Origin of the sequence: Paenibacillus sp. YIM B09110 (assembly GCF_037167145.1) — a bacterium.
Lineage (GTDB): Bacteria > Bacillota > Bacilli > Paenibacillales > Paenibacillaceae > Pristimantibacillus.
On record NZ_JBANSP010000011.1, the window covers coordinates 214,153 to 233,971 of the forward strand.

Consider the following 19,819-nt stretch of genomic DNA (forward strand, 5'->3'; position numbering starts at 1 on the left):
ATCCGCATGGATGATTCCTGCCATCATCGTATTCATCCCTCTCTATGCGGCGTTAAGACGCAAGATACCTGTCTATGAAACGTTCGTCGAAGGCGCAAAAGACGGCTTCGGCACAGCTATTAATATTATCCCGCATCTTGTCGGAATGATGGTTGCGATCAGCATGTTCCGCGCATCAGGCGCGATGGAGCTGATGTTGTCTGCCGTAAGGCCACTATTCGACTGGTTCGGTATCCCAAGCGAGGTGCTTCCGCTAGGCATCTTGCGTCCCCTTACGGGGGCGGGATCGCTTGCGTTCACCGCTGACCTTATCCAGACCTATGGACCTGATTCGATGATTGGAAGAATCGCATCTACAATTCAAGGGAGCACGGATACAACGCTGTATGTGCTGACCGTCTACTTCGGAGCTATCGGCATCCGGCGAACGAAATATGCGTTAAAAGTAGGACTTTTCTCCGATTTGGTCGGTTTTTTGGCGGCGATATTCATTTGCTTGTACATATTCGGATAACACAGCTTGTACTTTGTTCTCCTAATCGGTATGATGGAGGATGAGGTGAAAGCATTGGAACGTTTACAGAAAATATTAGCGCAAGCGGGTGTCGCATCCCGTCGCAAATGCGAGGAAATGATAATGGCCGGCATGGTCGAGGTGAACGGCGAGAAAGTAACGACGCTTGGCGTCAAAGCCGATCCAGCCGTTGATGCCATTACGGTGAACGGCAAGCCGATCAAAGGCGAGAAGAAAATTTACGTCATGCTTAATAAGTCGAAGGGCGTCATATCGAGCGCCAAGGATCCGCAAGGCCGCAAGGTCGTCGGTGACTTCCTGCCCGGTATTAAAGAGAGGGTATACCCTGTCGGACGTTTGGACTACGATACAGAAGGATTGCTTCTGCTTACGAACGACGGTGAGTTCGCCAATATGCTGACGCATCCGAGCCATCACGTCCCGAAGACGTACCATGCGACGGTCAAAGGCGTACCGCATGGCAGCGCGCTTGAGAAGCTTCAGAAGGGCATCATGTTAGAGGACGGTATGACGGCGCCCGCTGAGGTTGAATATCATGACGTCGATACGGAAAACAATGAAGCCAAAATATCGATTACGATATACGAGGGCCGCAACCGTCAGGTTCGCAGAATGTTCGAGGCAGTCGGCCATAAAGTCGTCCGTCTGAAACGTATTAAATTCGGCGATCTTTATCTGCAGGATCTTGGCCGCGGCAAATACAGACATCTAACTCCCAAAGAGATTGACAGCCTGCTCGCTGAGGCTCGCAAGACACATAAAGTTCATAAAAAGTAAACGACGGCGGCAGTTATTGCCGTCGACTTTTCGTTATAATGGTACTAAAGTAGTCATTCATTCAGCAGAGATAGAAGCAGGTGGTGAGGCAAGCTAATGGGAAAATCTCGCAAAACGGTCCAAATCATCATATTGGCTGCCGTACTTATTATAGGCGGTTATGCGATAGGATCGACGTTGTTCGCGTCAGATTCGGAAGGTCCTCTAAAGGCAGGTATCGAGCCGCCTTCATTCACATTGGCCAATCTGGACGGCGGTACGACAGCCTTGTCGGATTATAAGGGAAAAGCGGTTGTCGTTAACTTTTGGGGCACTTTCTGTCCGCCGTGCGTGAAAGAAATGCCAGAGTTCGAGCGGCAATACGCCAAGTGGAAAGACCATGGCCTCGTTATTCTGGCCATCAATTTAAGCGAAGACACTTTGACCGTGAACAACTTTGTTCGCCAATTCGATTTGAACTATCCGATTCTGCGCGACGTTAGCCGCAAGACGGAACGCAGCTACGGGCTGCGGTCCTACCCGACGACCTTCTTCATTGGACCGGACGGCAAAATAATGGAGATAAAAGTAGGCGGCATGACGGAGCAAGAGATTGACGATCGGATTGAACGTTTGCTTCAGCTCTAGGAGGATAAGCTGTGTTAGTCGTAGAGAACACAAAATGCGAATGCGGCCATCAAAACTCGGTAGGCACGGTATTATGCGAAAGCTGCGGCAAGCCGCTTTTGCCATCCGAAGCCGAAGATACCGAAACGCCGCTTGAGATGCGATATGACGGCGTCGCGCGCCGTTCGCAGAAGAGCAATCCGAATGTCATTGACCGGGTGTGGAACTTCTTCTCTTCTGTCAAAATCGCGATTTACTTAATTATCATTACATTCGTAACAGCAATGCTGGGAACGATCTACCCGCAGGAGAATACTTTCATTAATAACTTCGAGCCTGCCGATTATTATGAGGAGACGTATGGCCTAACAGGCAAAATTTATTATTTGCTCGGATTGTCCCATACATACGAATCGTGGTGGTTTATCGGCCTGCTTGTCATGATTGGAACGTCGCTCGTTATTTGCAGTCTTGACCGCGTGCTGCCGCTTTATCGGGCGCTTAACAAACAACAGATTCGCAAGCATCTGCTATTTATTAACCGTCAAAAGACGGTGTACAAGCAGACCATTGAAGGCGATTCAGAGCAATGGGCGGAGCAATTCGGCGCGCAGTTGAAACGCAAGGGGTATCGCATCCATCGCGACGGCAGCTCATTGCTTGCTGAGAAAAACCGTTTCAGCCGCTGGGGTCCTTATATTAATCACATCGGCTTGATCCTGTTCTTGCTTGCAATACTAGCTCGCAGCCTTCCCGGCTTCCAAATGGATTCGTATATAACGATACCAGATGGTGATACGGTTCAAATTAGCGGAACGAACTATTACGTTAAGAACGAGAAGTTCGTCATTGAGTTTTATAATGATGACGAGCTGCCTGAGACCCTGAAAGGGACGGCGCGCGCAAAGCTGTTCAAGACGCAAGCGGTATTGTACACATGTACAAGCAATTGCGACGATCCGCTGAAGCAGCCGGAGCTTACGGAAGTTAAGCGCCATGATATTATCGTCAATGATCCGCTTAAGTACAAAGGTCTTAAGCTGTATCAGTTCGACTTCGATATGACGCCGCGGCTTAATGCCGTTCATCCGGTGCTGATTAACAAGCAGACAGGCGAATCGTACGGACCGTTCGACTTGCCGATGAAAGACTCGGCACTGAAACATGAGCTTGGTCCTTATACGCTTGAACTATATGCGAATTTCATGGAATTCGCGCTCGACAGCAATGGCAAACCGACAACGCTTTCGCGTGATCCAATTGCGCCTGCATTCATCTTTACGGTCAAAGGTCCTGGTCTTGCAGCCGAGGGAGAGCCTTATATGTACTTCCCGATGCAGAAGGACAAAGTAAAGTTTGCCCAGGATGTCATTAATGGCGCATTGGCTGAGAAGATTGAAATCAAGGTTGATGGAATGGAGAACGTCGAGTTCTCGGAAGCATCCACCTATTTGAACGTAAGGATGGACAGAGCGCTTCCTTACGTATGGATCGGCGCAGTATTCTCGATGCTCGGCCTGCTTATGGGCTCTTATTGGCAGCACCGAAGAATATGGCTGCGCGTTGATGACGGCGAGCTGTCGCTCGGCGCTCATACGAATAAGAACTGGTACGGCATGCGCTCGGATGTAGCCGGCGCGCTCAAAAAAATCGGGATTACCGTCGATCCGAAGGCGCTCGATAACGGAGGGAACAACGCGTGAGTTTAGTCGAATTTAGCAGCGACGTTTTTTTAGTCGCATTCTTTCTTTACTGCTTTGCCTTTATGTTCTATGTCATTGCGGTTGCCGGCAAGAAATGGAGCAATCGCAAGCCAGCCGATCATGAACGACGCTGGGGCAAGATCGCATTTATTACATCCAGTCTTGGACTTGCGGCTCACTTAGCGTTCTTCTTCACGCGCTGGGCAGGCAGCGGACAAATTCCTACGAGCAACATGTATGAGTTTATGACCTTCCTCGGTATGGCTATTATGATTGCGTACACGATCATTCATGCGATTTATCGCAAACCGTTGCTCGGCATGTTCGCCTTGCCGTTAACGGTTATCATCGTTGCATATGCGGCCGTATTCCCAAGCGATGTACAACCTTTAATTCCGGCACTTACGTCGAACTGGCTTAAGATTCACGTGACGACGGCTGCGCTTGGCGAGGCATTCTTCGCAGTCGGTTTTGCTGCAGGCCTTATGTATCTGTTGCGCGTCGTCGATTTCAAACAGACGACGAAGGAAGCTCGCAGAGATCAATTTTGGGTTGAATTCACCCTATACTCGCTTATCTTAATCGTTGGATTTATTATTGCCGTATTCGGCTTCCGCGGCGCCGGTTATGAAGCGCATTTCACTCAAGAAATATCGGAAATCGACAGCAAGGGCATTGAGCAAACGACAACGGAGAAGGTTGCTTATGCGCTTCCGCCGATCGTGAAGCCCTACAACAGCCAGGTCGTCGAGATGGATAGCTTCCTTGGCTTAGAGAAACCGCTGTTCGAAGCTCCTTATTGGATGAACGGCGTTAACGCGGGCCGTAAGCTTAACACCGTTGTATGGTCGGTTATTGCGGGCAGTATTTTATACGGATTGCTCCGACTTGCTTTCCGCAAGCGTCTAGGTGCAGTGATTCACCCGGCGATGGAAGGCATCGATCCTGAAGATCTGGATGAAATCAGCTATCGTGCGATTGCGATCGGTTTCCCGGTCTTTACGCTGGGCGCACTCATCTTCGCCATGATATGGGCGGAGAAAGCTTGGGGCCGCTTCTGGGGCTGGGATCCGAAGGAAGTATGGGCACTTATTACTTGGCTTTACTACAGCGCCTACTTGCATTTCCGTCTATCGCGAGGCTGGCAAGGATTGCGTTCAGCTTGGCTAGCGGTTATCGGATTTGTTATTGTATTGTTTACCTTGATCGGCGTCAACTTGATTATCGCCGGTCTGCATTCTTACTCAGGGACTTAACACAAGAATGGAGAGGAGTAATGCCGTATGACCGATTACTCAAACCGTATTTTAGTCGTTGACGATGAGGAACGAATTCGCCGCCTGCTCAAAATGTATTTGGAGAAGGAAGGCTATACGATTGATGAAGCTGAGGACGGTGAAACAGCGCTTCGGCTTGCATCTAATACGGATTACGCATTAATATTGCTCGATGTAATGCTGCCGGGAATTGATGGCGTCGAGGTATGCTCGCGACTTCGTCAAATTAAGGCGACGCCGGTCATTATGCTGACCGCAAAAGGCGAGGAGATGAACCGCGTACAGGGCTTCGAGGTTGGCGCTGACGACTATGTTGTTAAGCCATTCAGCCCGCGTGAAGTGATCTACCGTGTGAAAGCCATACTGCGTCGTTCGTCTGCTACTGCGTTTTTGACCAAGGAGATTAACTCCAGCAACAATATCGTATTTCCAAACTTGATCATTGAGCATGACGCGCACCGAGTAACTGCCGGAGGTCAAGAAGTAAGCCTAACGCCTAAGGAATATGAGTTGCTGCATTACTTGGCCGTCTCGCCGGATAAAGTATTCTCGCGCGAGGAGCTGCTTAAGGATGTTTGGAACTACGAGTTTTTCGGTGACTTGCGGACTGTAGATACTCATGTGAAGCGGCTTCGCGAGAAACTGAACAAAGTGTCCCCCGACGCGGCCGCAATGATAACGACCGTATGGGGCGTTGGCTATAAGCTTGAGGTACCGAAGTAAATGAAGTTGATTCAACGATTGACACGTATGCTATGGAACAGCGTGGTCGGCAAGCTTTGGGCTACCATCATGCTGCTCGTAGCGGTTGTACTCATCATATTAGGCGTATTTTTGCTGCAATATATTGATATTTGGTTTAATGAGGATGCCCATGATATTAAGATCTTGTTCATCGTCGTCGCCATCATCGGTTTCCTGCTGTCCACGTTCTTCGCTTTCTTTCTGTCGGCGAAGATCCAACAGCCTTTATTGCAGCTTAAGAACGCGGCGGATTCCGTGTCGCAAGGCAATTACAGCACAAGGGTGGATATTCGGTCGACGGATGAGATCGGCGAGCTCGCGAATACGTTCAATCATATGACCGAGCAGCTCGACAAGCTGATTCACGACTTGAATCATGAGAAAAACCATTTGACCAGCATCCTGCGAAGCATGGGTGATTCGGTTATTACGTTCGATGCGGCAGGTCAAGTGATATTGACAAATCCGAGCGGTCATCTCCTCATTAACCAATGGTCGGGGCTGAAGCACGAATGGCATGATGACGAGTTGTCGAATAACGATGCACACTACGAGAGCGTACCGATGCCGCTGCGAGAATTGTACCAATCCGTAATGGAGAAGGGGCATGACTTAAGCGAGAAGGTGCATGTTCATACTAATGTATGGTCGGTCGTTATGGCGCCGCTTCAATCCAACGGCGTTGTACGCGGTGCAGTAGCCGTCATTCGGAACGTGACCGAGGAGCACAAGCTTGAGAAGCTGCGCAGAGACTTCGTAGCGAATATTTCGCATGAGATTCGCACACCGTTATCGATGCTGCAAGGCTATAGCGAAGCATTGCTTGACGATATTGTCGCTTCACCTGAGGAAGGCAAGGAGCTTGTGCAGGTTATCCATGACGAGTCGCTTCGTATGGGCAGGCTCGTCAATGACTTCCTTGACATCGCTCGGATGGAAGCAGGTCATGTGGAGATGAACTTCCACGAGATCGATCTGTGTCATGTTCTGAAGCGCGTTCACCGTAAGTTCCAAGTGTATGCGAAGGAGAGAGAAGTTCGGCTTCAGCTCGATATTCCGAATGAACCGCTCACGATGCTGGAGGCCGATGAGGATCGTTTGGAGCAGGTACTAACGAATCTGCTCGATAACGCGCTCAGGCATACGCCGGCTGGGAAGTCTATTACTATAGCAGGGCATCAGGCGGATGTGAATGGAGAAGCTTTCATTCAAATTATGGTTCGTGACGAAGGGCAAGGAATTCCGGTGGAGGATGTTCCGTACGTATTCGAGCGCTTCTATAAGGCGGATAAAGCCCGTAAACGCGGTGCTTCCAGCGGCACCGGTCTTGGTCTTGCGATCGTGAAAAACTTGATCGACCTTCATAAAGGACGTATTGTGGTCGAAAGCGCGGTTGGCGTTGGGACATCGTTCACTCTGTTGCTTCCTGTCGATTATCATCAGTAGTTGTCAAAGCGTTCCCCTGCGGAGCGCTTTTTTTGTTGAGAACCATCGTTTAATCTTGTTGTTCGTGAAACAATGGCATAAAAAAGAACCTCATCATCCAAAAAGGGAGATGAGGTTTCTTGTTCAAAGCAGCACTTCTATTAGTAAAGCTTGATTTCCTTAGCTGTGTTCAGCTCAGGAAGACTTGTCAACTGTTGAAGCACTTCTTTCGGAGCGGCTTTGTCGACGCGAAGGACCATGATAGCCGATCCGCCTTCAAGCTGGCGTCCCACTTGCATCGTCGCAATGTTCACATCGTTGTTGCCAAGCAATGTGCCTACGCGGCCGATGATACCCGGTCTGTCGTTGTGCGAGATCAGAATCAGGTTGCCTTCAGGAGTAACGTCAACTGGGAACTTATCGATCTGTACGATGCGAGGGCCGTAGCCAGTTAGCAAAGTACCCGATACGACATGCTCTTCCTTCTTCGTGCGGAGCGACACGGACACGAGGTTCGTGAAGTCTTTGGAAGCTGTCGATTTACGGATCACGATGTTAACGTCTCTTGTTTTTGCAAGATGCATCGAGTTGACCACATTTACGTTCTCAAGACCGAGGTGATGCGCAAGAACGCCGCGAACGATGTAGCGCGTCAATGGTTGCGTATCAACTTCAGCTAGCTCGCCAGCATAGTTAACGATAATTTCTTGAACAGCGCCTTCCGTCGATTGAGCGATAAAGCTTCCGAGCTTCTCGCCAAGCGTGTAGTACGGCTGCAAAATGTTTTGCAGATTAGCTGGGATAGGAGGCATGTTAACCGCGTTCATGAACGGCTCGTCACGCAATATGTGAAGCACTTGCTCCGAAACGTCGATAGCAACGTTTTCTTGAGCTTCAACAGTAGAAGCGCCAAGATGCGGCGTTACGATGATCTTCGGATGCGTAAGGAATGGATGATCTTCAGCAGGAGGCTCAACCTCGAATACGTCGAAAGCGGCACCCGCTACAACGCCTTTATTGACTGCATCAACGAGAGCAATCTCATCAATAATGCCGCCGCGTGCGCAGTTCACGATGCGCATGCCTGGTTTCATGACTTCGAATTGCGCTTTGCCGATCATGTGGCGAGTCTCAGGCGTAAGCGGAGTATGAACCGTCATAAAGTCTGCGTTGCGAACAATCTCGTCAACCGAAGCGAGCTTGACGCCGATTTTCTCTGCACGCTCCTCCGTCATGAACGGGTCATAGCCGAGAATGTCCATGCCGAAAGCTTTAGCGCGTTTAGCTACTTCGCTGCCGATACGACCCATGCCGAGAACGCCAAGCGTTTTGTTGCGAAGCTCTACGCCAAGGAACGATTTGCGATCCCATTCGCCGCCAACTGTCTTCAGATAGGCTTGCGGGATATGGCGTGCAACAGCCATCATCATAGCGAAAGTGTGCTCGCATGTCGTAATCGTATTGCCGTCTGGAGCGTTAATGACAATAATACCGTTTTGCGTAGCCGCTTCGAGGTCGATGTTGTCGACGCCGACACCAGCACGGCCAACGACTTTAAGCTGTTTGCCTGCTTCCATGATTTTAGCGGTTACTCTTGTTTGGCTGCGAACGAGAAGAGCGTCGTATTCGCCGATAATGGCAACAAGCTCGGCCTCGCTAAGGCCAGGTTTTTTGTCTACTGTGACATCATTTGCATCAACTAGCTGCTGGATGCCCAAATCGCTGATCGGATCGGAAACTAACACTTTAAACATGAGAAGTATGCCTCCTAAATTGGTGCAAGGCGATATGCCTTGCTTTCTAATATGAACAGAAAAACCCCCGTCCCGGCTTCGACTTGCAGCATCGGGACGAGAGTTGGATCATCAAGTCGTGACCGAAGTGGAGCTTATTCCAAGTCATAACGGCTGTTGCCGCACTGGAACGAAAGTGAATTCTAAAAGTAGACTCGGACTTTTCTATTTTATAGCAAGCGAGTGGACAATTGCAATGCTCAAACTTGCTGATTTGTGAAAATTTCGATATGATTCAACCATTGTGAGCAACAAATGACGACACAGGAGGTATAGGATAATGACAAAATGGCAGGATGTAGCTCCTGAGCAATTAATAGCAATTTTGGAAAGCGGTGAAGCAGATGCTTCGCAAATCATTGACGTACGCGAGACGTACGAATGGGACTATTACCACTTAGAGCATACAACCTTAATTCCAATGAACACCATTCCGGACAGACTGGATGAACTGCCAACTAATAAGGAGCTGTATATCGTATGCGGGCATGGCTTTCGCAGCGAGGCCGTATGCCGTTATTTAGAAGAACAAGGCTATAGCGACCTCCGCAATGTTACAGGCGGTATGGCGGCTATAGCCTCGTTAAGAAACTTTCAGTATGATTAATATTAGTTAGTCGGCGTTAGCAGAGAAGAAAGGCAACTGAGGAAGCAACGTTTTCTTGTATAGCTTCGCGTGACTGTCAGCAAAGTCTCCGCTACGGACAGCGTCTGTGTCAAGCAGCAACTCAACGATTTGGGACACGGTTCCGAGCTTCATCTTCGCTGCTTGACCGGAAATAATAAATTCATCGACCCGGCTTGTCAGATCATGAGGATAAAAAGTCGTGATCTGCTTGCGGCTAAGCAAGGAATCGGCCATAAGCTTATTCTTGACCGTAATCGGCAGCGTATCCCACTTCGCGAGATCGAGCTTGGCTGAGAGCTTGTATTCGCTAGGAATTTCGACGTTAACGCTTGCTGACCACTTTAGCATAGCATCATAATACGCTTGCTGAGCGGTTAATGATTGAGCGGTAGCGGTTATGTAGTTTTTCTCTTTGGCGATTAGTTGGAGCAATTCGTCGCCCTTTGCAGATTTGGAGCTTGAAGCGGCTTGGCTTGCCGCGTCTGCGAATGACTTCAAGCTGCGTATGTACGCCACTTGCGCCTCGCCGAGCAAAGGGGAGTTCTGCATATTGAAAGAGCTTGCTTCGCTCGCTTTGTTTTTTGCTAAATTAGAAAGTTCTTTGAAGGCTGACGAGGCATCAATGGATTCTCCTTGTGAAAGCTTGTTAACGGCGCTGAACCATTCGTTTTGAAATTCACGATAAGGCAAAAATACGGTATGATAGAAAGAAACCAAATCCTGCTGCTGATAGGGACTGACTGATTTTTTAGCCTCTGCGCTGGCCTTCTCCGCTTCGTATCTCGATTCGGTCCGATCTGCGCCAACTTCAATTCCGTAGAAAAATGCGCCAACCGAGCATGCGAGCATGAAGACGAATCCGATGCTGTATAGCATTGCGTTAGCTGATAGTTTCTTTTCCATGACAAACTCCTTCTATGTATATGTAATGTGGTGGGTCTCTAAGTTCTAATCAGTATAGGTTAAAAGACCGAAAAAGAAAATATGAACGAAACAGATTGGCGGGCGGGAAACGATGAAAAAGTTCGATATTCGCAAAATTCGTGTACGTAAAGTTTCCGTTGACGATCTGGACGACAGAATGCTGCTCATTAACTTGTATGCGACGCAAGGGCTTACTTTTATTATCGGCTTGATATGGGTATTATTTCAGCGTCAAAACATAATTGCATTATTCAAATTTCCGAGAGAGCTTACTTTCCTATGGTGGGGCGTTGGACTAGCGGCGGCGGTCATCGTTGTTGACCTTCTTATTTCCAGATTCGTGCCAGAGGAAGCGGCGGATGACGGCGGTGTTAACGATCGTATTTTTCGCAAACGGCCGGTGTGGCATATTGTTCTCATTTCGTTTATTGTAGCAGTATGCGAGGAATTATTGTTTCGCGGCGCCATTCAGCATGCGATCGGTCCGTATTGGACAAGCATCGTATTCGCGACCATCCATGTGCGTTATTTGAAACATTGGATACCGACAGGCTTAGTATTCTCCATTAGCTACGGCTTAGGTTGGATTTATATGGAGACCGGATCGATTTGGTCCGCTATCATTGCGCATTTTGTAATTGATTTGATTATGGGTTTAATTATTCGATTCAGGAGGGAGTCATGAGCAGGAGAAGCAGGTCTGGAAGCTCGAGCAGACAGGAAAACTATCACCTAGAAGGGACGTCTGAGCCGTCCGCAAGCAGTCTCGAATCCACCGACGTCTCGGCATTGCCGCCGAGACGCAAGAAACATCCATCAAGCGCACAGAAAGTAACGAAATGGTATTATAATCTTATTGTAGTCTTGTTTCTTGGTCTGGTGGCAGGTTTGTTCTATTATGGTATTAAGTATACGGAATAGGAGAAATAGTCGCTGGATCAATGAAGGTATAACCTTCCTTTTCCAGCTTCGTCAACAGCTCATCCAAAGCATCGGCAGTCCATTGCAATTCATGCATTAATATATTAGCGCCCGGATGAAGCTGCTCCATCACATTGCGGATAACTTCCGCGGGATTATCCCGTGCAGGTTTCTCCCAATCAAGCGAACCGTTAGACCACGTCATGTATAACATGCCGTGGTCTTTTGCTGTTTGCTTAACGATGTCGTTGCCAGCGCCGTAAGGCGGTCGGAAGAAGAGGGGGGCGGTTCCTGTTAATCGCTTTACCTCATCCTGTACATCGCCAATCTGCTGCTTCACGACATCATCGCTGGCTTCTTTCAAATTGTTATGATCCCAAGCGTGGTTGCCGATCGGTTGTCCACGGTCTTGGATGAGCTTCAGCAGCTCAGGGTTTTGCTTGACCCTATAGCCGTTAACGAAGAAGATCGCTTTGGCTTTATGTTTGTCCAGTGTAGTGAGCAGACTATCGATAATCGTCTCTTTATTTGGTCCGTCGTCGAATGTAAGAAGTACGGCTTTGTCGCTGGCAGCCTCATCGATCGGAACGAAGCGGTAAGCGTCAGTCATCCGGTAGAGCTGCTTTGAGCTTACGGCTTCGGTTGGCGCAGCAGTTGACTCGGTTTGAGGAACGGCACTTGCCTGTGCAGATGGAGTTTCGGACGCTTTCGTGGTAGCGGAAGCGGACTGCTGTATAGTTGTGGAGGCTAGATCCGTCTCTGTCGTCGTCGTACTGGAACTGCAAGCGGCTAACGTCACGAATAGTGACGCGGTCAGAAGAGCGTTTAAAACCGGTAGGCGTCGTGTAATCATCGTTAAAGATAACCTCCATCAATGTTATGTCGAGTTTTGCTGTAATTTGGCATTAGTATACCATAGTCACGAAGTCTGCTAATCAGTCTCATTTCCTTTTTTTATCGGGAATGACGCCTCTCTGCGGCGGTCACACTAACAACTGAATACGAAAGACGACGAAGAAAGAGGTGTTCTCACAGATGAAGTTAAGCGGATTTATAGTTGGCGGTTTGCTCGGTGCGGCAGCGACGGTGTATGTATCGCGGAAGCGTCCAGGAACATTCGCTTGGGCATCGAGCGCGATCTCGAATGCTTGCTCGAATATGATGGGCAAGTCGGTGTCCAAAATGATGAATAAAGGATTCATGCACGAGGCGTCGAAAGTCGCCCCAAAGCATACAGACGCTTCCGCAGGAAGGTCAGAAGCCGCTTGGGAACAAATTGAGGCGATCGTAAGCAGCGATCCGGCTATCAAGAAGGAAGCGGACAAAATAAAAGCGGAAACGTCAGCCCTTGCCCACTAGCTGCCACAGCATAGCTCGGGATCCAAGGAATCGCAGTCAACGATTGGCATTAGCCAGCCGTTATGCGATTCCTTTTTTTGCCCAATATTAGTGCATTCGATGGTTATACATGATAAAGTAGTTACATAGCATGATTTGATCAAATTGATCACATCTTACTAATAATTTCATACGCTGTTACAACAGATGCTGCAGAGGAGGATCCTGTCATGAAAATCGAACGGCTGAGTCAGGACAAGATACGGATTTTCCTGACGTTCGACGACTTGTCGGAACGGGGGATCCATAAGGACGATATGTGGCGCGAAATTCCTAAAGTGCATGAGCTGTTCAGTGAAATGATGGACCAGGCATATACGGAACTAGGTTTCGATGCCAGCGGACCATTGGCAGTTGAAGTGTTCGCCCTTCCCGCTCAAGGTATGGTGGTCATCGTTACACGCGGCAAGATGAATGCACACGCTCATGATGGCGGCCACACGTTGGAAGAAGATGATGCGGACGATGAAATATACGAGATGGAAGTTACGCTCGAACAAAGTGATATTGTCATGTACTCATTCCGCGACTTTGAGGATGTTATTGCCGTGTGCAAGCAGCTCCAATCTTCCGGCCTAACCGAAGATGGGAAGCTATACTCGTACAACGGGAAGTGGATTCTTGCACTAGAGCCTGCGCTGATCGATTCATCGAAGCATAACGCCGTAATTGCCTTGCTTGCAGAATACGGGGAAGCGACATCCGTAACTTATGCGATGCTTGAGGAATACGGGAAGGTCATTATGCCAGAGTCGGCCATTCGTCAAATATGTCTTCATTTTAACTTTTAAGCACCATCCCTCGTTGAGAGCATCTGCGACCTAACTGGTTTGCATGATGCTCTTCTTGCATTCTAGGGGCTATCCCAACGCATGACTCCGTCTCTTATGGAATACGCTGTGAGCATGGCGCTCATATTATAAAGAGACAAGGGCGGTGAATGGGATATGAATGACAAAAATGAGACCGATGTGCTGCAAGCGACTCAAATCGTAATCGAGCAGGCGCTGCAGCGGCTAGGCTATGAGCAAGATATGATCGAGCTGATGAAAGAACCAATGAGGGTGCTGACCGTTCGAATTCCGGTACGTATGGATGACGGCAAGACGAAAGTGTTCACAGGTTATCGTTCACAGCATAATGACGCAGTTGGGCCAACTAAGGGAGGCGTTCGCTTCCATCCAGCTGTGAATGAGAATGAAGTGAAAGCATTATCGATATGGATGACCCTGAAATGCGGGATTGCCGATCTCCCTTACGGTGGAGGCAAAGGCGGAGTTATCTGCGATCCGCGAAGCATGTCTATTCGCGAGTTGGAGCGTTTAAGCCGTGGATATGTACGAGCAGTCAGCCAAATCGTTGGTCCTACGAAAGACATTCCAGCACCTGATGTGATGACAAATTCACAGATTATGGCTTGGATGCTGGATGAATACAGCCGCATTCGAGAATTTGATTCGCCGGGCTTCATCACCGGCAAGCCGCTTGTCCTAGGAGGCTCGAAGGGGCGTGAGACCGCTACAGCGCGGGGTGTCGTTATCATGATCCATGAGGCTCTAAGACTGAAAGACATCAAGCTGGCGAATGCGCGAATTGTCATTCAAGGCTTCGGCAATGCCGGAAGTTATCTTGCCAAATTCATGCATGAAGCTGGTGCGAGAGTAATTGGTATTTCCGATGTGTCCGGAGCGTTGTATAATGAAGAAGGACTCGATATTCCTTATTTGCTGGATCGACGCGATTCTTTCGGCAATGTGACTAATCTGTTTCAGCAGACGATCTCCAATGATCAATTGCTTGAGCTTGACTGCGACGTGCTTGTCCCGGCAGCCATCGAGAATCAGATTACCGAGCATAATGCGCCGAACATTAAGGCTAAGGTCGTCGTTGAGGCGGCTAATGGTCCTACAACACTTGAGGCGACCCGGATTTTATCCGATCGCGGGATACTGCTTGTGCCTGACGTGCTTGCTAGCTCGGGCGGCGTTATCGTATCTTATTTCGAGTGGGTACAGAACAATCAAGGGTATTACTGGGATGAACAAGAGGTAGATGACAAGCTTCGCTTGATGATGATACGAGGCTTCGAACAAGTGTATGACATTCACCGCACCCGCAAAGTCGATATGCGGCTCGCTGCTTATATGGCCGGCATTCGCAAAGTAGCGGAAGCGGTTCGCTTCCGGGGGTGGGTGTAAGAAGGCAGGTGTTGGATGCTTATTTTTTCTATCTTGACAGCAGCGGTTGCACCAGGCATATCGCTGCTTACTTACTTATATTTAAGAGATAAATACGATGCAGAGCCGATCCATATGGTTGCGCGCATGTTCGTGCTGGGGCTGCTTATCGTTATACCGATTATGGTTATTCAGCGCGGTCTAGAGATATGGCTGGGCGATTACACGGGGGTGTTCATATTTCTCGAGTCAGCTGGGGTAGAAGAGTTCGTGAAGTGGTTCGTTCTTCTTCACGTCATCTACAACCATACTGAATTCGACGAGCCCTATGACGGTATTGTATACGCCGCATCGATTTCGCTTGGTTTCGCGACGATGGAGAATGTGCTGTATGCGATCTACTCGCCAGCCAGCTTTGCAACCTTGCTTGGACGCGCGCTGCTGCCTGTATCCGGTCATGCCTTATTCGGCATTATGATGGGGTATTACTTTGGAAAGGCGAAGTTTGCTCCTGAGATTAAGACGAGGAGACTTCTTGCCATCTCCATGCTGCTGCCATTCGCGTTGCATGCCATCTATGATTGGATTATTATTTCAATCGGTTCTAATTACCTTTGGTTCATGGTGCCGTTCATGGCGGTCCTGTGGGTGTGGAGCCTGCGGAAGATCAATTCCGCCAACTCAAGATCGCCGTTCCGATTCATGTCGCGCGAGGATGAGGTTAAATTATAGCTCATCCGTCCATAATGCTACTATAGGAACCATCTAGAAGCTTAGGGGGTAACGATGGAAGCGCGAGTAAAGGTGACCATTCGGTGCAATGTATGCGGGGAGAAGTTCGTGCTGCGGGGGCGAAGGGATAAAGGCGGTATCGACACCGGCTTTAAACAATGCATCTGCAACAATAGCAACGACCTCGATATTGAAGAGCATACCGCCTATTAAGGCGGTTTACCGATGGATTGTAAGTCAACTGAATAGCATTGATGCATAAAGCTCCTTTTGGCAAACCAAACTAACACCAGGTTTGCACAAGAAAGGAGTTTTTTGCATATGTACCGCCGACTTAGTTCGATCCTGTTCCCCATAATGACAATCTTGTTTCTCGGCTCAATCTATTGGGGCTATCAAGAGCATCAAGAGAAAAACTCAATCCTCATAAAAGCGGAAAATCAGTACCAGCGTGCCTTCCATAACTTGACTTACCATGTTGAGCAGCTGCATCAGCAGCTAGGCAATACGCTGGCGGTTAATTCAACCTCGCAAGCGTACCATCGCAAAGGGCTCGTCAATGTGTGGCGGCTGACAAGCGAAGCGCAGAATGAAATCAGTCAACTGCCGTTAACGCTGCTGCCTTTCAATGAAGCTGAGGACTTCCTGTCGCATATCGCTAACTTTGCTTATAAGACAGCTGTAAGAGATTTAAGCAAGCAGCCGTTGACACCGGATGAATTCGCAATGATGAAGACGCTCTATAAAAAATCGGAGGAAATTTCGAAAGATTTATTAGGCGTACAGAACAATGTACTAGCGAACAGTCTGCGCTGGATGGATGTCGAGGTCGCCATAGCGTCTGAGAAATCCAATAACGACAATGCGATCATCGATGGGTTCAAGTCGGTCGACAAGAAGGTTAGCGAGTACCCGGAAATCAACTGGGGACCATCCGTTAGCAGTATGTATCAGAAACGCTCCATTAAGATGCTGGGCGGCAAGTTTGTCAATGCCGAGGATGTGAAAAAGGAAGCTGCAAAGTTTACCGGCGAAGATGCTGGAGCGATCCGAGTAACCGAAAACGGAAAAGGCACGGAATTTGCTTCTTATACAGCAACGGTCGAATCGGGCAAGGACAGGAAGCTGCAGCTGGATTACACGCAGAAGGGCGGCCAGCTCATCTCGTTCATGAATCCGCGCGAAATAGGAGCAAAGCAGATTGGTTTGAACAAAGTAAAGAGCAACGCGGAGTCATTCTTGGAGAAGCATGGCTTCAAAGGAATGAATGCAATCAGCTACGATATGTTCGATCGGGCAGGTACATTGACCTTCGTACATAATCAAGGTGGCGTACTCATTTATCCGGAGAAGCTGACCGTGAAGGTAGCGCTTGATAATGGCGAGATTGTTGGTTTGCAAGCTACCGATTATGTATACGAGCAGCATGAACGGAAGCTGCCTAAGCCGGTGCTGACGAAGGCGCAGGCAAGCAAAGCGCTTAATCCGGAGATGAATGTCCGCAGCGAACAGCTCGCTCTCATCGACAATGATTTAGGCGAAGAAGTGCTCTGCTATGAATATACGGGACAAATCAACGGCAGCCTCTACCGTGTCTACATTAATTCAGAGACGGGCATTGAGGAATCCATCGAGGAAATGACGCGAAACGATACGAAAGCCGCTGACAAATAACGATATAGCTCCCCTCTAATCGACGTGCTATAATGTCAATGAAATGGGGGGAGCCAAATGTTGCCTAAAGTAAATCAAATGCTGTATTACCATATCGCTTCTGCCGATGAAGAGGAAGCGGCGATCGAATACAAGTCTCGTATAGCCGACGAGCAAGAAGACTGTTTGTTGATCGAGAATCCGCTCAGCGAGAAGACAGGTCGTTTCAAACGGCTGTTTCTAGGGGACGAGCTGTCCGTCAACTTCATAACGGAAGCGGGCATCAAGAACTATTTCGATTCGCATGTTATCGGCTTTGCAGAGGATGTCATTCGACTTATAAAGATTCGCAAGCCCGATCCCGATCGGATTACGAAGGTGCAACGGCGCAATTTCCTGCGCGTGCCGGCGGAGCTTGAGATCGCGGTCAAGCTGTCCGATCATGTTCGCTTCGTCTGCAAGACGGATGATGTAGGCGGCGGCGGCATTTCCTTTATTTGCGATGGAAAGTGGGCGCTAAAGTCGGAGCAAATGCTGGAATGCTGGCTGCTCGTCCCATATAAGAACGGTTCGATTGAACATGCATCATTCAAGGCGGAGATCGTGCGCGTCGTAGAGATGGAGTCCGGTCGTCATCAGATCATGATTAAGTTCGCGAGCATCAGCGATTCCGAACGTCAGAAAATAATCAGATACTGCTTTGAGAAGCAGCTTGAATATCGCAATCGATGAATAGAGTGGAATAGGTTGGCGAAAAATAGGGAAAGAAACCGAAATTGAAGAGGAGCGATTCCTATTTTTCGCGAACTGTTTATGAAGAAAAAAAGTAAAAAACAGATGATTAAGCTGTCTGACGAAGTTAGCGCTTTTCTCAAAAAAATGATCATAACGCTGCTCATCCTGGTTGTCTGTTCACAAGCTGCGCTCCAAAACGACATGATCAGACATTGGTTGACAGGTGTGGATCGGTGGGAAGGCACAAGACTCAAATAGCTTCCCGTTCTTTTGCATCTGCGGGTATAGTGTGGTATAATTTTCACGTCGCAGGCAAAGCCTGCTTTTTTCTTGAAATATAAGAGGTAGAATAGTAGCGTTGCTGCGTTCTTATATTTCGTCCGCGAAACGTTCGCACCTGCTGCTTCGGCATGCAAAACGACCGTTTACGCTAGAGAGGTTTGCGTCGCATACGATATCCAATTCGGCCAACCGTCTCTCGATCTAAAGGGGGTTGACTGTGCGTGACGCAACACGGAGGTGACAGCGACCGTATGAATATTGCCATAGACGGGCCGGCAGGCGCGGGCAAGAGTACGGTAGCACGTAAAGTCGCCGAACAGCTTGGATATGTCTACATTGATACGGGAGCGATGTATCGAGCGGTCACGTATACTGCGCAGCGAGCGGGCGTTCTGCCTGAGCAGACTGCAAGACTGGCCGAGCTGACAAGATCGCTTCAGATCGATCTAAGACCCGGAGATCATGGACAATCGGTTTATGTGAACGGGGAAGACGTTACCTCATCCATACGTTCGCGGGAAGTCACATTGCAAGTGTCCCATTACGCAGCGATCGAATCGGTTCGCGATGTGTTGGGAGCGCTGCAACGACAGCTCGCAGCCCGCAAAGGCGTCGTTATGGATGGACGAGACATCGGGTCTCATGTGCTTCCGAATGCGGAGCTAAAGGTATTCTTAACAGCTTCTGTACAGGAACGCGCAGCGAGGCGGTATCGCGAAATTTCGGACAGCCAGTCCATTACGCTGAGACAGCTGGAATCCGAAATCGCCGAGCGCGATCGCTTGGACGAGCAGCGCGCCATTTCGCCGCTGGTTTGCGCATCCGATGCTGTCGTTCTGGACAGCACGGGAATGACAATTGACGAAGTTATTGCGGCAATTGTTGATTTAAGCCGAACCAAAATGGCGGAGGCGAAGTAAACTATGTTATATCGTATTTTTAGGTTTTTGCTCCGGGTCATTTACACCTTGATATTCCGCTTGGAAGCAAGAGGTACGGACAATATTCCTGCAGACGGTCCAGTCGTGCTCGCTTCGAATCATTTGAGCTTGCTTGATCCGCCGACTGTAGGCATAAAAATTCACCGTAAGGTGCATTTTATGGCCAAAGAAGAGCTGTTCAAAATTCCGGTATTCGGTCCGTTGATACGTTCCTTCGGCGCTTTCCCCGTCAAACGCGGCGGTGTCAGCAAAGATGCGATCAAATCAGCGATTTCCTTACTTAAGGAAGGCAATATGCTCGGGATTTTCCCGGAAGGTACGCGTAACAATCAAGAGGGTACGGCAGCGAAGAAAGGTGCATCGATGATAGCGATCAGAAGCGGCGCAGCCGTTGTTCCGGTAGCGATCATTGGCAAATATTCGCCATTCCGCAAAATGATTGTATGCTATGGGGAGCCGATCGATCTAAAGCCTTTTATTGAAGAAGGTGCGCCGGATATGCTGGAAAAGGTTACAGATGCCATTATGGCTCGCATTCGCGAGATCGCAGCACAACAATCTTAATGCA

The 19,819-nt window shown here is 48.9% G+C and carries 23 protein-coding genes; 20 read left to right on the forward strand and 3 right to left on the reverse strand.

Annotation, left to right across the window (positions count from 1 at the left end; genetic code table 11):
- Positions 1 to 10 precede the first annotated feature (10 nt).
- From V8F51_RS18125 to V8F51_RS18155, 7 genes are all read left to right on the forward strand, one after another.
- Complete coding sequence (locus V8F51_RS18125) at positions 11 to 514, forward strand: spore maturation protein (protein WP_442956453.1); 504 nt, start codon at positions 11 to 13, stop codon at positions 512 to 514.
- Between the two features lie 54 nt (positions 515 to 568).
- Positions 569 to 1,312, forward strand: a complete 744-nt coding sequence (locus tag V8F51_RS18130; protein ID WP_337101781.1) for a pseudouridine synthase — start codon at positions 569 to 571, stop codon at positions 1,310 to 1,312.
- 96 nt (positions 1,313 to 1,408) lie between these two features.
- Complete coding sequence (locus tag V8F51_RS18135; RefSeq protein ID WP_337101743.1) at positions 1,409 to 1,939, forward strand: redoxin domain-containing protein; 531 nt, start codon at positions 1,409 to 1,411, stop codon at positions 1,937 to 1,939.
- 11 nt (positions 1,940 to 1,950) lie between these two features.
- Positions 1,951 to 3,621 carry a cytochrome c biogenesis protein ResB gene (gene resB / locus V8F51_RS18140; RefSeq protein ID WP_337101745.1) on the forward strand — a complete coding sequence of 557 codons (1,671 nt, stop codon included), beginning with the start codon at positions 1,951 to 1,953 and terminating at the stop codon, positions 3,619 to 3,621.
- Positions 3,618 to 4,877: a cytochrome c biogenesis protein CcsA gene (gene ccsA / locus V8F51_RS18145; RefSeq protein WP_337101747.1), complete on the forward strand. Its 1,260-nt coding sequence runs from the start codon at positions 3,618 to 3,620 to the stop codon at positions 4,875 to 4,877. The genes resB and ccsA overlap by 4 nt, the downstream gene beginning before the upstream one ends.
- Before the next feature lie 27 nt (positions 4,878 to 4,904).
- Positions 4,905 to 5,621: a response regulator transcription factor gene (locus V8F51_RS18150; RefSeq protein WP_307201672.1), complete on the forward strand. Its 717-nt coding sequence runs from the start codon at positions 4,905 to 4,907 to the stop codon at positions 5,619 to 5,621.
- A gap of 27 nt (positions 5,622 to 5,648) precedes the next feature.
- Positions 5,649 to 7,088 carry an ATP-binding protein gene (locus tag V8F51_RS18155; RefSeq protein ID WP_337101782.1) on the forward strand — a complete coding sequence of 480 codons (1,440 nt, stop codon included), beginning with the start codon at positions 5,649 to 5,651 and terminating at the stop codon, positions 7,086 to 7,088.
- Positions 7,089 to 7,228: 140 nt separating this feature from the next.
- Here V8F51_RS18155 and serA read toward each other — a convergent pair whose 3' ends face one another.
- Positions 7,229 to 8,821 carry a phosphoglycerate dehydrogenase gene (gene serA, locus V8F51_RS18160; protein ID WP_337101749.1) on the reverse strand — a complete coding sequence of 531 codons (1,593 nt, stop codon included), beginning with the start codon at positions 8,819 to 8,821 and terminating at the stop codon, positions 7,229 to 7,231.
- Positions 8,822 to 9,140: 319 nt separating this feature from the next.
- Between serA and V8F51_RS18165 the strand changes: the two genes are divergently transcribed.
- On the forward strand, positions 9,141 to 9,467 hold the full coding sequence (locus V8F51_RS18165; protein ID WP_337101750.1) for a rhodanese-like domain-containing protein: 327 nt from the start codon (positions 9,141 to 9,143) through the stop codon (positions 9,465 to 9,467).
- A 6-nt stretch (positions 9,468 to 9,473) separates the two neighbouring features.
- Here the strand turns inward: V8F51_RS18165 and V8F51_RS18170 are convergent, their stop codons facing one another.
- Positions 9,474 to 10,391, reverse strand: a complete 918-nt coding sequence (locus V8F51_RS18170; RefSeq protein ID WP_337101752.1) for a hypothetical protein — start codon at positions 10,389 to 10,391, stop codon at positions 9,474 to 9,476.
- 112 nt (positions 10,392 to 10,503) lie between these two features.
- Between V8F51_RS18170 and V8F51_RS18175 the strand changes: the two genes are divergently transcribed.
- Both V8F51_RS18175 and V8F51_RS18180 read left to right on the forward strand, forming a co-directional pair.
- Positions 10,504 to 11,097, forward strand: a complete 594-nt coding sequence (locus tag V8F51_RS18175; protein WP_337101754.1) for a CPBP family intramembrane glutamic endopeptidase — start codon at positions 10,504 to 10,506, stop codon at positions 11,095 to 11,097.
- Positions 11,094 to 11,333, forward strand: a complete 240-nt coding sequence (locus V8F51_RS18180; RefSeq protein WP_337101755.1) for a hypothetical protein — start codon at positions 11,094 to 11,096, stop codon at positions 11,331 to 11,333. Before V8F51_RS18175 ends, V8F51_RS18180 begins: the two co-directional genes overlap by 4 nt.
- On the opposite strand, the gene V8F51_RS18185 is transcribed toward V8F51_RS18180, so the two are convergent.
- Positions 11,317 to 12,186: a polysaccharide deacetylase family protein gene (locus tag V8F51_RS18185; protein ID WP_337101757.1), complete on the reverse strand. Its 870-nt coding sequence runs from the start codon at positions 12,184 to 12,186 to the stop codon at positions 11,317 to 11,319. The genes V8F51_RS18180 and V8F51_RS18185 overlap by 17 nt on opposite strands.
- A 182-nt stretch (positions 12,187 to 12,368) precedes the next feature.
- Between V8F51_RS18185 and V8F51_RS18190 the strand changes: the two genes are divergently transcribed.
- From V8F51_RS18190 to V8F51_RS18235, 10 genes are all read left to right on the forward strand, one after another.
- A complete protein-coding gene (locus tag V8F51_RS18190; protein ID WP_337101759.1) occupies positions 12,369 to 12,692 on the forward strand; it encodes a hypothetical protein in 324 nt (107 codons plus the stop codon).
- A gap of 209 nt (positions 12,693 to 12,901) precedes the next feature.
- Positions 12,902 to 13,522 (forward strand): genetic competence negative regulator, encoded by a 621-nt coding sequence (locus tag V8F51_RS18195; RefSeq protein WP_337101761.1) that lies wholly within the window; start codon positions 12,902 to 12,904, stop codon positions 13,520 to 13,522.
- 156 nt (positions 13,523 to 13,678) lie between these two features.
- Positions 13,679 to 14,929, forward strand: coding sequence for a Glu/Leu/Phe/Val family dehydrogenase (locus tag V8F51_RS18200; RefSeq protein WP_337101763.1), 1,251 nt, complete (start codon positions 13,679 to 13,681; stop codon positions 14,927 to 14,929).
- A 15-nt stretch (positions 14,930 to 14,944) separates the two neighbouring features.
- Positions 14,945 to 15,640: a glutamic-type intramembrane protease PrsW gene (gene prsW / locus V8F51_RS18205; protein ID WP_337101764.1), complete on the forward strand. Its 696-nt coding sequence runs from the start codon at positions 14,945 to 14,947 to the stop codon at positions 15,638 to 15,640.
- A gap of 54 nt (positions 15,641 to 15,694) precedes the next feature.
- A complete protein-coding gene (locus V8F51_RS18210) occupies positions 15,695 to 15,853 on the forward strand; it encodes a hypothetical protein (RefSeq protein ID WP_307201646.1) in 159 nt (52 codons plus the stop codon).
- A 108-nt stretch (positions 15,854 to 15,961) separates the two neighbouring features.
- Positions 15,962 to 17,314 carry a germination protein YpeB gene (gene ypeB, locus V8F51_RS18215; protein WP_337101765.1) on the forward strand — a complete coding sequence of 451 codons (1,353 nt, stop codon included), beginning with the start codon at positions 15,962 to 15,964 and terminating at the stop codon, positions 17,312 to 17,314.
- Positions 17,315 to 17,371: 57 nt separating this feature from the next.
- Positions 17,372 to 18,025, forward strand: coding sequence for a flagellar brake protein (locus V8F51_RS18220; RefSeq protein ID WP_337101766.1), 654 nt, complete (start codon positions 17,372 to 17,374; stop codon positions 18,023 to 18,025).
- 81 nt (positions 18,026 to 18,106) lie between these two features.
- Entirely contained in the window at positions 18,107 to 18,286 is a 180-nt protein-coding gene (locus V8F51_RS18225) for a hypothetical protein (RefSeq protein ID WP_337101767.1), read from the forward strand.
- Positions 18,287 to 18,561: 275 nt separating this feature from the next.
- Complete coding sequence (gene cmk, locus V8F51_RS18230; protein WP_337101783.1) at positions 18,562 to 19,230, forward strand: (d)CMP kinase; 669 nt, start codon at positions 18,562 to 18,564, stop codon at positions 19,228 to 19,230.
- Between the two features lie 3 nt (positions 19,231 to 19,233).
- On the forward strand, positions 19,234 to 19,815 hold the full coding sequence (locus V8F51_RS18235) for a lysophospholipid acyltransferase family protein (protein WP_337101768.1): 582 nt from the start codon (positions 19,234 to 19,236) through the stop codon (positions 19,813 to 19,815).
- Positions 19,816 to 19,819: the final 4 nt, after the last annotated feature.